The sequence below is a fragment of the Nannocystis pusilla genome, from assembly GCF_026626665.1.
GTDB lineage: Bacteria > Myxococcota_A > Polyangia > Nannocystales > Nannocystaceae > Nannocystis > Nannocystis pusilla.
Genome location: NZ_JAPNKE010000002.1, coordinates 10916517 through 10928775, shown reverse-complemented (window position 1 = coordinate 10928775; position 12259 = coordinate 10916517). Strand labels below are relative to the sequence as shown.

General features: G+C 72.1%; 9 protein-coding genes. 5 read left to right on the top strand and 4 right to left on the bottom strand.

Annotated elements, in window-relative coordinates:
* Nucleotides 1-64: 64 nt before the first annotated feature.
* Nucleotides 65-922, top strand: a complete 858-nt coding sequence (locus tag OV079_RS48335; RefSeq protein WP_420829463.1) for an MBL fold metallo-hydrolase — start codon at nucleotides 65-67, stop codon at nucleotides 920-922.
* 436 nt (nucleotides 923-1358) lie between these two features.
* Here the strand turns inward: OV079_RS48335 and OV079_RS48330 are convergent, their stop codons facing one another.
* Entirely contained in the window at nucleotides 1359-2789 is a 1431-nt protein-coding gene (locus tag OV079_RS48330; RefSeq protein WP_267778818.1) for an amidase, read from the bottom strand.
* Nucleotides 2790-2968: 179 nt separating this feature from the next.
* Here OV079_RS48330 and OV079_RS48325 point away from each other — a divergent pair, with 179 nt between their 5' ends.
* A complete protein-coding gene (locus OV079_RS48325; RefSeq protein ID WP_096333764.1) occupies nucleotides 2969-3199 on the top strand; it encodes a helix-turn-helix domain-containing protein in 231 nt (76 codons plus the stop codon).
* Between the two features lie 280 nt (nucleotides 3200-3479).
* Here OV079_RS48325 and OV079_RS48320 read toward each other — a convergent pair whose 3' ends face one another.
* Both OV079_RS48320 and OV079_RS48315 read right to left on the bottom strand, forming a co-directional pair.
* Nucleotides 3480-5126: a proprotein convertase P-domain-containing protein gene (locus OV079_RS48320; protein WP_267776973.1), complete on the bottom strand. Its 1647-nt coding sequence runs from the start codon at nucleotides 5124-5126 to the stop codon at nucleotides 3480-3482.
* Nucleotides 5127-5253: 127 nt separating this feature from the next.
* A complete protein-coding gene (locus OV079_RS48315) occupies nucleotides 5254-6066 on the bottom strand; it encodes a hypothetical protein (protein ID WP_267776971.1) in 813 nt (270 codons plus the stop codon).
* A 567-nt stretch (nucleotides 6067-6633) separates the two neighbouring features.
* Here OV079_RS48315 and OV079_RS48310 point away from each other — a divergent pair.
* Nucleotides 6634-8322 carry a metallophosphoesterase family protein gene (locus tag OV079_RS48310; protein ID WP_267776970.1) on the top strand — a complete coding sequence of 563 codons (1689 nt, stop codon included), beginning with the start codon at nucleotides 6634-6636 and terminating at the stop codon, nucleotides 8320-8322.
* A gap of 4 nt (nucleotides 8323-8326) precedes the next feature.
* On the opposite strand, the gene OV079_RS48305 is transcribed toward OV079_RS48310, so the two are convergent.
* Nucleotides 8327-9079, bottom strand: a complete 753-nt coding sequence (locus tag OV079_RS48305) for a hypothetical protein (protein WP_267776967.1) — start codon at nucleotides 9077-9079, stop codon at nucleotides 8327-8329.
* A 707-nt stretch (nucleotides 9080-9786) separates the two neighbouring features.
* Between OV079_RS48305 and OV079_RS48300 the strand changes: the two genes are divergently transcribed.
* Nucleotides 9787-10476: a serine/threonine-protein kinase gene (locus OV079_RS48300; protein ID WP_267776966.1), complete on the top strand. Its 690-nt coding sequence runs from the start codon at nucleotides 9787-9789 to the stop codon at nucleotides 10474-10476.
* A 47-nt stretch (nucleotides 10477-10523) separates the two neighbouring features.
* Entirely contained in the window at nucleotides 10524-12206 is a 1683-nt protein-coding gene (locus OV079_RS48295) for a tetratricopeptide repeat protein (RefSeq protein WP_267778817.1), read from the top strand.
* Nucleotides 12207-12259 lie beyond the last annotated feature (53 nt).

Genomic DNA, 12259 nt, shown 5'->3' with positions numbered 1-12259 from the left:
GCGGGGCGACACCTTCGCCCGGCTGGTGCGGGCGCTGCCTGCGGAGAAGTGATACACCCGCCGCATGCGGCTCGACTCCGTGCGCGGCAACACCCAGCGGCTCGACGGCGGCGCGATGTTCGGCAACGTCCCGCGGGCCATGTGGCAGCGCTGGGCCCCGCCGGACGAGCAGAACCGGATCTCCCTCGCCTGCCGCTGCCTCCTCGTCCGCGACGACCGCGGCCGCACGATCCTCTTCGAGGCCGGCATCGGCGCCTTCTTCGAGCCCAAGCTGCGCGAGCGGTTCGGCGTCGTCGAGACGGAGCACGTCCTCCTCGACTCGCTCGCCGCGCTCGGGGTGAAGCCCGAGGACGTCGACATCATCGTCCTGAGCCACCTCCACTTCGACCACGCCGGCGGCCTCCTCACCGCCTGGTCCGCGGGCCAGCCGCCCGCCCTGGTGTTCCCCCGGGCCAGCTACGTGGTCGGCGAGGACGCCTGGCAGCGGGCGCTGCACCCGCACCCGCGCGACCGCGCCTCCTTCATCCCGGGGCTCACCGACCTGATCCTCGCCACCGGGCGCCTCGAGCGCGTGAGCGGCGAGCGCAGCGAGCTGCTCGGCCCCGGCTACACCTTCACCGTCTCCAACGGTCACACACCCGGTCTCTTGCTCGCACGCATCGAGACACCGCGGGGCGGGGTCACCTTCCTGGGCGATCTCGTGCCCGGCGTGCCGTGGGTCCACCTGCCCATCACCATGGGCTACGACCGCTACCCCGAGCTGCTCATCGACGAGAAGGAGGCCTTGCTGGCCCGGATCCTCGCCGACGACGGGACAGTGTTTTACACCCACGATCCCGATGTCGCGGCCAGCAAGCTGACCCGCGACGCCCATGGCAAGTTCACCGCGACATCCATGGTCGGCGAGCTCCACTGGGCCTGACACCGCTGTCACATCGGGGGCGGTGGCAGAGGCCGCTGTCTTCGATTGTCAATCGTCGCGCTGTCGTCGAGGGCGCAGCGCGTCGCCCGGACACATGCCCGTGACGGCCGGCGTACCGGCCGCCGCGGGATTTCATTAAGTCAACGCAAGCAGCTTCTTCTGCAGCCTGCGGACCGAGCGCGGCGCCGTCATGAGGTAGTAGACGCCGGTCAGCACGTAAAGGGGCAGCTTGGAAGCGTTGGGGGGTCATGGCACGTTCTCCGCGATAAGGTCTTTGTCGTGATAGCGGCGGGGGGCCGCGTGTTGGATCACTCGATGTCCGACACCGTTTTGATCTCGCACGTCTCGGTGGTCTCTTGCAGATCACGCACCGAGATGCTGATCGGACTCAGTCGGAACGCACGGCATTCCTGTGAGATTCCGTCGCGACTTTTTGTCAGGCAGGTGTAACGGACGGCGCCTCGGGCGGCCAATACACCTGGCTGTCAGGACATGCTCGACGAGACAGGTACTCGCGGGCGCCCGGGAACAGCGCCTCGACCTCGCGAGCGACCGCCAGCACACGGTCCTCGCGGCCGACGAGGGCGACCAGCTGCACGGCGATCGGCAGGCCCTCGCGCGAGCTCGCCACCGGCAGCGCGACCGCCGGCTGACCGGTGATGTTGAACGGCGCAGTGAACGCCCCGTAGACCGCGTAGGCGCGGAACACCGCCTCGCCGTCAGGTCCGCGCCACGCCCCGATCGGCGGCGGAGGTCCCACCACTGCGGGCGTCAGCACCAACTCGGCGTCACCGACCCACGCCAGCACCCGCTCGCGCAGCGTCATGTAGGCGGCGTGGGCCAGCGTCGGCGAGTTCCGCCGACCGGCCTCGACCAACCACCGGGTCGCCGGCTGCAGCCGGTCCGCGCGCACCCACGGCACGTCGGCCAGCATGCGCTGATAGATCGGCAGGAAGTCGTCGACCGACCCGCGCGCCATCTCGACCTCCTCGACCCGGTGCCCCTCCGCCGCCAGCGCCGAGCCGACGGCGCGCGCGGCCGCGGCCCACTCCGGCTCCGCGGCGGCGATCGGCGAGTCGACCGCCAGCTTGATCCGCAGACGCGGCGACGGCTCCGTCATCTGTCCGTAAGGACATGGCGGAGGGGACAGCCAGTGCGGCCGCCCGACGGTCAGCCCGGCCATCACGTCGAGCAGCGCCGTCGCGTCGGCGACCGAGCGCGCCAGCGGGCCGCAGGTGTAGAGCAGCGTGCGATCGTCGCGACCGAACGCATTGGCGACCCGCCCGCGCGACGGCTTGACGCCGACGAGCCCACAGAAAGCCGAGGGGATCCGGATCGAGCCGGCGCCGTCGCTGCCCTGCGCCCACGGCAAGAGGCCGGCGGCGACCGCCGCGCCGGAGCCCCCGGAAGAGCCGCCGGCCGTGCGCGACGGGTCCCACGGGTTGCGCGTCGGCGGGTGCGTGTCCGGCTCGGTCACCGGCAAGGCCCCGAGCTCCGACGTCGCCAGCTTGCCGAGCACGATCAGCCCCGCCGCGCGCAGCTTGGCCACCGTCGCGTCGTCGACCGGCGAGTACAGCGGCAGCACCCCGTGCGAGCCCATTCGCGTCCGCGACCCCCGGACGAAGTTGAGGTCCTTGACGCCGATCGGCACCCCGAGCAGGGGCGGGATCGAGTCGGCCGCGCCGCGCCGCGCCGCGCGGTCGAGCGCATCGTCGGCCGCCCGGGCCGCCCGCCGCGCGCGCGTCGAACACCGACACGAAGGCGGACAGCGCGGGGTTGTGCGCGGCGATGCGGTCGAGGTACAGCCCGACCAGCTCCTGGCTGCGGATCTCGCGGCGCCGCAGCAGGCGCGCCTGTTCGAGGGCAGAGACGTGTACGAGCTCGGCGAGCGACATCGGCCGCGCAGTCTTGCGCCGCCGGCCGCCGCGAAGCAAGCTCGAACCTCGCGGAAGCGAGCCCCAGAGGCGGCCAGAGCCGTCCCGGGCGGCCATTGTGCTCCCGCTGGCGCTTGGGTTAGCGTGACCTCGGGGAACGGGGAGGGAACCGATGGTCCCGCGTGGGGATAGGAAAAGCGCGAAGCCTCGCTCAGACAACGCCGCGGCGCTCGACCTGCTCACGGTCGACGAGGTCGCGACCATGCTCAAGACCAGCCGCAAGGCCATCTATCACCGCATCAGTCGCGGCCAGATCCCCTCCGTCCGGCTCGGACGCAGCGTCTTCATCCGCCGCAGCGACCTGGCCGCCTGCCTCGTCCCCGGCGCCTTCAACGACCCCTGAACAGCCCCCCGACCGCGCCCTCCCCCCAGCGCGACCGGCCCGCTCCCTCGCCCGCAGCTGCAGCATCGGCACCTCGACCCCTGCCGCCGTGACGCCACACCCGGCGGCCGGCCGCGTCGTCGCACCGCGCTGCCGCGATGACGCCGCGCGCCCGGCGGCCCTGTCATGTCAGCCGCCCGCGCCCGAGCTGCTGCGCCGCGCTCGTCCCCCGGCCCTCGCTCGCCGCGAGTCCGCCGCAGCCGCGATGCTGGCCTCACTCGCCCGCCCCCGGCGGCGCGCGTCACTTGCCTCGCGTCAGCCGCAGGCGCGCCAGCTGCAGCGTCGCCGTGAAGCCGCCGCAGCTGTCGCCCACGCACACCTGCCACTCGCCGGGAGCCGCCGAGCCGGCCAGGCTGGCCAGATCGGGCCCGACCGCCGCGCCCGGGTTCGGCGTGTAGCTGCAGGCCATGTCGTCGGCGCAGATCGTCTCGTCGGTGCCGAGCCCGTCGCCCATCAGCTCCGCGTCCTTCTCGCCCGCGAGGCTGAAGCTCAGCGGCGCCGCGGCGCTGACGTTGGAGTTGTCGCCGCTGCAGCCCGAGCCGTCGTCGGCGGCCTCGTCGAGGCCCGGGCGGCTGACCAGAGTCACCGTCTCCGCGGCCGGCGACAGCAGCTTGATCGTCAGGTCGCCCGCGTAGCCGGTATCGATCCCCACCTCGACCTCGACCCCCGCGACCACGTCGAACCCGGTCGCCGGCACCGTCAGCGTCGCGCAGGCCATCGTCGCCGGCGTCCCGTCGTAGGACCCGTCCTCGATCGCCGCCCCGAGGTCGACCTGCGCGAACTCCTCGACCTCGGTCGCGCCCGGGCAGTTCTCCGGGTCGACCGCCATCTCCGCGCACAGCGGCTCCAACGCCTTTTGCAGCGCCGCCGCGTCGTCCTCGTCGGCGGCGGCGTTCGCCAGCGCCGCGCCGAGGTGGCCGAGCATCGCCACGAAGTCCGCCGACGTGATCGGCGTCCCGCCGAGCATCTCGTTCTTCACCCCCGCGTGGACCGGCTGCATCGCCCGGCACGGCGCCGCCGCGCTCACGCCCGGCTCGATCCCCGGCGGCGGGTCGACCTCCGCGCCGTAGACCGTCGGCCCGTCGACGCTCGCAAGCTGTCTCACGAGACATGTCTCGAAGCGCACCTCGTCGATCCCGCTGAAAAACCCCGACAGCGTCGCGTCGGCCAGCACCCCCGCCAGCCACGAGCCCGGCGCCTCCGGCGAGCCGACCACCGCCTGCAGCCCCGGCTTGCGACCGAGGCGCTGGTACAGCGTCGCGTCGTCGCCCGCGTCCTCGACCACCTCCCCCGCCATCGCCGTCAGCGCGTCGAGCAGCGTCACCTTGTCGTCGTCGGTCAGCAGCGGCGCGGGCCCGGCCTGGTGGTCGTCGAGCGCGGTCGCCACGTCGGCCACGAAGTCGGAGAAGTCGATCGCCGACACCCCCAGCCCGGTGTGGGCCGACTTCATCCCCTTGCACGTGTACGTCGCGCCCGGGCAGCCGGCGAGCGTCGCCAGTTGGTCCACGAGACAGTCGAGGAAGCGGCCGCCGTCGAACTGCGCGTTGAGGAAGTAGGCGTTGATCCGCTCGTCGGCCGCGAGCTGCCCGGCGATCCCCACCGCCAGCGCCTGCGCCCCGGCTTGCCCGCCGAGGCGCATGCACAGCGCCTCGTCGACCATCCCCGTCGTCGGTCCTGCGGTCGGCTCGGCGGTCGCGGTGGTCTCCTCGCCGGTGGTCGTCCCCGTGGTCGTCGTCACCGGCGGCGGCGTCGTCGACTCGGTCGTCGCGCCGGTCGTGGTCGTCGTCGCCTCGCCCGAGGTCGTCGGCTCACCTGTCGCTTCGGCCACGTCGTCGGCGCAGCCCGCGACCAGCGCGAGGGCGAGGGCGCGCCCGGAGATCGTCCGCATCGCCTCATCTAAGCACGAAGCCCGCACGCGCGCCGCCGGCAATCCGTTCGCGCCCCACCCGTTCGCTGCCGGCCCGCGCAGCCCCGGTCACGGCCTCGTGCGCCTGGAACGACGCCCGGCGGGCCCGTCAGCCGGTCGCCACCAGCAGCGGCGCCGACGCCCGCGAGTGCTCGCGCCGCATGTCGCGGAACACCAGCGCGTAGCGGGCCCGGTCGGCGTGAACGCGGAGCCACGCGTCGAGGCTCGGCTGCACGTGCGCGTCGAGCATCTGCCGCATCGCCGCGATCACGCTCTCGTGCAGCTCGGGCGGCGTCAGGAAGCCGTCCATGTAGCGGACCAGCGCGGGCGCCTTGGCGGCGCTCTGCTCGCGCAGCCCGAGCCACTTGTCGCTGGTGAACTCGACCGACGAGTCACAGTGATCGGCGACCAGGCGGGCCATCTGGGCCCAGTCGCCGTCCTCGGCGAGCTTGCGGATCTGCGTCCCGATCAGCGCGAACACGTCGGGGTGGATCGCCAGGATCTCGTGCGTCGGCTCGGCCGACAGCCACAGGTCGGGCTCCTCGACGAACACCGCCCCGACCAGGCCGGAGGCCAGCGGCAGGGCGCAGGTGAGGTGCTGCAGCCCGAACGTGATGGCCCGCCAGCGATCGCGGATCTCGTGCTGCCACAGCGTGTTGACCAGCGGCGCCAGTTGGTCGGGCGCGGCCATCATCCGCGCCACTCGCCGCTGGCTGGTGCCGATCGTCGGTCGGTAGGCCTCGAGCACGCGCGGCTGGGTGAACAGCAGGCGCCACTCTCCGCTCAGCAGCTCGACGCGACGATAGTCGCGCCCGATCAGGTCTATGACCTGTTCGCGGCTGGCCGTGGCCAGTTGTTGCAGCAAGACCTCCTCGATGTCGAGGTAGCGCTCGCTGCGTATGAGGTACGCGTGGCAGCGCAAGGCGCAAACGCTACCAGATTTGCCGCCCGACCTCAGCAGGAGACCCCACCTCCTCGGCGCTTCGCCGCGGCCCGGTCGCTCGCCGTGGTATTGCCGCCGGACCGCCGCTTTTCGGCCCTGCGGCGGCCCTGCGCGGGCGCGGGGGCCAGACCTCGCGCCGGACCCGACCCACATTTACACGGATACGGCCGGGCAAAGCGCCGTCTCGCGGAGATCGCACATCCGCGCATCACCCCCCACCGCGGCGACACCGCCTCGCCTGTCCGTACGGACATGACCCGAAGCCCCGGTCGTCCCTGCGCCCCTGCAAACGCCGCTCTGGACATGTCCCCGAGGACATGCCTCGAGAGCCACATCCTCCCGCCCGCCGCCTCGCTACCGCGACCGCGGCCGCGGGCGACCGCCCCGGTCGCCCGCGGCGGAAAGTCACTCCTGCCTCGCCTGGGCCGACGAACCGCGTCCGCGAGCCCGTCTGCGCGGGACCGCGCGGCGAGGGCCCGTGAATGCCCGGGAGCACCCGGGGCCGCGTCGGGGGCGGCCCCGCGATATGGTTGCGCCGGTCGCCACATGATCCAGCTCCACTCCGATCCCGCCATCGCCGAGCAGCAGATCGAGGCTCTGATCTTCTACCTCACCACGCTGGGCTACATCGACAGCGAGTTCGACATCCGCGAAAAGGCGTTCGTGCGCGCCTTCCTGCGCGAGCTGGTGACCGCGAGGATCGACGAGGGCGGGCCGCTCGACCCCGAGCTGCGGTTCGAGCGGATCGAGAACCAGCACGAGCACTACGTCCAGCGGTTCCAGGAGATCGACCGCGAGATCAAGAGCCTCTTGACCGAGGCCGTCGCCGACGGCGAGGACCCGCAGCGGTTCGTCGTCTCGCAGCTCAAGCTGCGCTGCTTCGAGATGTTCCAGGGGCTGGACGAGGCCAACCGGCAGAACCTGCTCGAGGTGGTCGACCGCTTCATCGAGGCCGACGGCCAGGTGCATCCGGACGAGGCCGCCTTCCGCAACGACCTCGCCGAGCTGCTGGGGGCCGAGCTTATCCTCGACGACAGCGCGCTCGAGAGCGTCAGCATCGAGGTCCGCGACCCGATCCAGCTGGCCCTGCCGGCGCAGGACAACCACCCGTTCTTCGCCAAGTTCGAGTACCACTACTCGGCCGACCCGTCGCAGCTGCAGCGGCAGTTCGCGGCCGACCTCGCGCTGCTCGACAAGGTCGAGGAGAAGTGGGAGGAGTACCGTGTCCGCGGCCGCGGTCGGCTCGAGGGTCACGCCAGCGTGGCCGACTTCGCCGGCGGCGACGAGTTCCTCGACGAGCACGTCTACGTCCTGCCGTCGAAGCCCGGCCGCCAGTACGAGCTCATCGTCCTGGGCGACCTGCACGGCTGCTACTCGTGCCTCAAGGCCGCCGTCCACCAGAGCAACTTCATCGAGAAGGTCCGGCGCTTCAAGGCCGACCCCGACAACAACCCCGACGTCCGCCTGGTCCTGCTCGGCGACTACATCGACCGCGGGCGCTTCAGCTACAACGGCGTCCTGCGCACGATCTTGAACCTCTTCCTCGCCGCCCCCGACCACGTGTTCGTGCTGCGCGGCAACCACGAGTACTACATCGAGTACCAGGGCAAGGTGTACGGCGGCGTCCGTCCGGCCGAGGCGATCAACAGCCTCACCCCGCACCTCGGCGCCGACGTGTTCGGCCGCTTCCTCGACTTCTTCGACGCCATGCCGAACATGCTGCTGTTCGACCAGATGCTGTTCGTCCACGCCGGCATCCCGCGCGACAGCATGATCGCCGAGAAGTGGGCCGACCTGGCCTCGCTCAACCGCGAGGACATCCGCTTCCAGATGCTGTGGAGCGACCCGAGCAAGGCCGACATGGTCCCCGACGAGCTGCAGAAGGCCTCGGCGCGGTTCGCCTTCGGCCGCCTGCAGTTCCGCAAGTTCATGCAGCGGATCGGCTGCAACGTGCTGGTGCGCGGCCACGAGAAGGTCAACGCCGGCTTCAAGAACCACTACGGCGACGCCGACATCCGCCTCTTCACCCTGTTCTCGGCCGGCGGCGCCAGCAACGACGACCTCCCGCCCGACAGCAACTACCGCGACGTCCGGCCCATGGCGCTCACCGTCACCAGCAAGGACGGCCTGGTCGAGGCCGTCCCGTGGGCCATCGACTACGCCCGCTACCAGGACCCGCAGCGCAACAACTTCTTCAGCAGCACGCCCGAGATCGACATCACCCCGCACGAGTGAGCGATCACGGGTCGGTGGCGGTGTTGCCCGAGCAGTCGAACGTCACGTCGGTCGGCAGGTCGCTCGGGTCGTCGATGCGCACCGCCGCGAACGTCGAGCCGCTCAGGCTGGACATCAGCGGCGACAGCACGTCGCCCTCGACCGTCCCGCAGTAGAAGTCCGGACCGACGAACTCGCCGACCAGCGCGAGCTGGGCCGTGATGTCGCTGCCGGTGATCGGGTTGGCCGCGCCGCTGATCATCACCACCCCGAGGTCGACCTTGAAGATGCCGTCGACCACCGGGATCCCGGCGAACACCAGCGGCTCGCCGATCGGGGTGCGCGGCGTCGTCACCTTGCCCTGATCGAGCCGCAGCGGCTGCAGCGCGGTGCGCATCGTCTGCTGGCCCGGCGCACCGACGAGCTCGTTGGTGGCGATGAACTGGAACGGCTGCGCGGGCGCGATGACCGTCGACACCGCCAACAAGTACTCCCCTACCAGCACCGGCGCGTCGCCGGTGGTCGAGTCGCTCGTCTCGGTCGGATCGCCCGGCACCGAACCGGTCGTCGCCGTCGGGTCGCCGGGGTCGACCGCCGTCGTCGGCGTCGGCACGTCGCCCGTGGTCGTCACCGGGTCGCTGGGCGGGTCGGTCGGCGGCATCCCGGTCGAGTCGCCGGTCGCGGCCATCGTCGCGCTGTCCAGCGGGTCGCGTTCGGTGCAGGCGACGGTCGAGAGCGTGCAGACGAGGGCGAACCAGGAAAGCGAGCGAAAGTCCATATCCGGGCAATATCAACAAGGGCGGCCCCGCGCAAGCCGCCGCACCCGACCGCGGCCCTCCGCCGCAGCGCAGCCTCCGCGCCGCTCGCCGCTCGCCGCCGGGCCCGATCGATGACATGTCTCTCAGGACAGGCCATGTCCGCGCCGGGCTACGGCTCGCGGGACGCCGCGAGTCGGACGGCCGGTCCGCTCCTCACGAATGGCACGAGTCCTCGCGCGACCGGAGCTCCGCCGACTACGCACATTCGGCGCGACCCGCCGGCGAACGGCCCGTCCGCGGGCGCTCGGCTCCGTCGTCACCCCGGAGACCTTCGCGCGGCCGCGATGCGGCGCATACCGCTGTTTCACGGCAGCAGAGCCCGCTTCGCCGCGCCGCTCCGGATCGACCGCGGGCCCGCTCCGGCCCGCGCTGCGATCGCGCGCCCCGGAAATGCGCATACCACCGGCCGCCCGACGAATCACCATACCGCGAGGCGCATGAGGGCGTCCTCCGAGCGCCGCATTTAATGCGATTGCCGTGGCGGCGTTCGGCCCACACCTCGGCGGGCCTGCGACCCCAACGAGGTTACCCGCGTTCCTGTGCCCAGCGGCGTTTCAGCGGTCGCTTGCTTCCTTTTGCGATCCGATCCTAGCCTTGGGTCGTCGGTGCTGCTGTCCACGACGAATGCAGAGTCTCCCCCGACGACGCCACCGCCGACCCCAGCGAGGTGGTACGGATCGGGCGGTACGTCGTGCTCGGGCGTCAGGGCGCCGGGGCGATGGGGGTGGTGTACCGCGCGTATGACGAGGCGCTCGACCGCAAGGTCGCGCTGAAGCTGTTGCGCGCGCCGGGAGCCGACCACAGCCAGGCGCGCGCCCGCCTGCTGCGCGAGGCCAAGGCGCTGGCCCAGCTGTCGCATCCCAACGTGGTCCAGGTCTACGACGTCGGCGAGTGGGGCGGCCTCGACTTCATCGCCCTCGAGTTCGTGCAGGGCCAGACCTTGAGGCAATGGCTCTCGGAGCAGCCGAGGAGCTGGCCAGAGATCTCGCAAGTGTTCGCGCAAGCCGGCCGCGGTCTGGCGGCGGCCCACGCGGCCGGCCTGGTGCACCGCGACTTCAAGCCCGAGAACGTCCTGATCGACGGCCAGGGCCGGGTGTTCGTCGCCGACTTCGGCCTGGCGCGCTCGGCCGACTCGCCGCTGCCCGAGCAGATTTCGCCGAGCGCCTCGCGCTCGAGCCCGTCGCTGGCCCGCCTCACCGCGATGGGCTCGCTGGTCGGCACCCCCAAGTACATGGCGCCGGAGCAGTTCATGCGCGTCCCCGCCGACGCGCGCAGCGACCAATCTCGTTCTGCGTCGCCCTCTACGAGGCGCTGTTCGGCCGGCGGCCGTTCGTCGGCGAGACCGTCGACGAGCTGAAACAGAGCGTCCTGCTCGGCCGGCTGCTGCCGCCGCCGGTGCTGTCGATGGTGCCGCAGTGGCTGCAAGACCTGACCATGCGGGGCCTCGCCCGCGACCCGACCCGCCGCTTCCCGTCGATGGACGCCCTCCTCGCCGAGCTCGACCGCGTGCGCGGCCGCAGGCGCCTGATCGCCGGCGGCCTCGCCGCGCTGGCCCTCGGCGTCGCCGGCTTCGTGTTCTCGCAGGCCGACCCCGTCTGCCAGGGCGCCGACGACAAGCTCGCCGGCGTATGGGACGACACCCGCAGCCGCGCGCTGCACGAGGCTTTCCTCGCCACCGAGCTCCCGTTCGCCATCCAGGCCTCGAGCTTCGCCCGCAACGCCCTCGACAGCTACGCCTCGCAGTGGAAGACCGAGCACCAGGAGGCCTGCCTGGCCCACCACCAGGGCGAGCAGTCCGACTCGGTCCTCGACCTGCGCATGTCGTGCCTGCAGCGCCGGCGCACCGAGCTGGCCGCGCGCGTCGACGTGCTCGCCGAGGCCGACGACGCCACGGTGATCCGCGCCGTCGACTCGGTCCTCTCGCTGACCCCGGTGGCGAGCTGCAGCGACCCCGCCCAGTTGCTCGACGAGTGGAAGCGGATCGACGGCCTGCGCGACCCGACGGCGCCGACGCAGGTCGAGACGCTGCGCCTCAAGCTGGCCCACATCGACGCCCTGGAGCGCGCCGGGCGGCTCCAGCCCGGCCTGGCGCTGGCCGAGGAGGCGGTGCGCGACGCCCAGGCGATCGACGACCGCCCGGTGCTGGCCGAGGCCCTCCTGCGTCGCGGCACGCTCCTGGCCGAGTCCGGCGACACGCGGGCCGCCGAGAGCGAGCTGTGGCGCGCCATCGTCACCGCCACCCGCAGCGACCACGAGGAGGTGCTGGCGCGGGCGATGATCAAGGACGTGTACGTGCTGGCCCACGACGCCGACTCGTTCGCCACCGCCGACCGCATGGCCGAAAAGGCAGACGCCCTGCTCGAGCGGATCGCCCCGCGCAGCCGGCTGGTCGGCGAGCTGCGCAACAACCTGGCGGTGCTGCGATTCCGCCAGGGCCGCCACGACGAGTCCGAGGCGCTGCACCGGGAGAACCTGCAGTTCCGCCGCGCGACCTTGCCGGCGCACGACCCCGAGATCGCCATGACGCTGTGCAACCTCGGCGTCGACCTGCAGGAGCGCCGCCGCTTCGTCGAGGCCGCGGCGCTGCTCCGCGATTCGATCGCGGAGTTCAGCAAGGCCCTCGGCGAGCAGCACCCCAACACGCTGCAGACGCTGGCCAACCTCGCGCTCGTGCAATTCGACAACGGCGAGTTCGAGCAGGCCCGCGAGTCGCTGGCGGGCTCGCTCGCGGCCTGGACCGCGATCACCGGCTCCGACAACCCCAGCACCGCCGAGCACCAGTCCGTCGCCGGCCTGCTCGACCTGCGCGACGGCGACGTCGTCGGCGGCCTCGCCAAGCTGAAGCGGGCCCACGAGCTCGGCGAGCGCATCGGCGACTCGGCCGCCCGCTACCGGACCCGCCTGTCGTACGCGCAGGCCTTGTGGGAGTACGCGCCCGACCGGCGCTCGCTGGCGCTCGAGCTGGCCCACGCCGCCGAGCACGACGCGATCGTCCTCCGCGACGCCCACCGGCGCAGCGTCGCCCGCGACTGGCTCCGCGCGCGCGAGCTCGGCGGAGCGGCCGAGCCGACGCACGCGGAGCCTTGACCGATCGCCGCCAGGAGGATCGCCGGCAGGGATCCCCCGAATGTGGACAGGAG

Bases quoted from the DNA above. Each gene is read 5' to 3' on its own strand.
- OV079_RS48295 (WP_267778817.1), top strand. From the start codon at position 10,524: ATGGTGCCGCAGTGGCTGCAAGACCTGACCATGCGGGGCCTCGCCCGC.
- OV079_RS48310 (WP_267776970.1), top strand. From the start codon at position 6,634: ATGATCCAGCTCCACTCCGATCCCGCCATCGCCGAGCAGCAGATCGAG.
- OV079_RS48325 (WP_096333764.1), top strand. From the start codon at position 2,969: ATGGTCCCGCGTGGGGATAGGAAAAGCGCGAAGCCTCGCTCAGACAAC.
- OV079_RS48305 (WP_267776967.1), bottom strand. From the start codon at position 9,079: ATGGACTTTCGCTCGCTTTCCTGGTTCGCCCTCGTCTGCACGCTCTCG.
- OV079_RS48320 (WP_267776973.1), bottom strand. From the start codon at position 5,126: ATGCGGACGATCTCCGGGCGCGCCCTCGCCCTCGCGCTGGTCGCGGGC.
- OV079_RS48335 (WP_420829463.1), top strand. From the start codon at position 65: ATGCGGCTCGACTCCGTGCGCGGCAACACCCAGCGGCTCGACGGCGGC.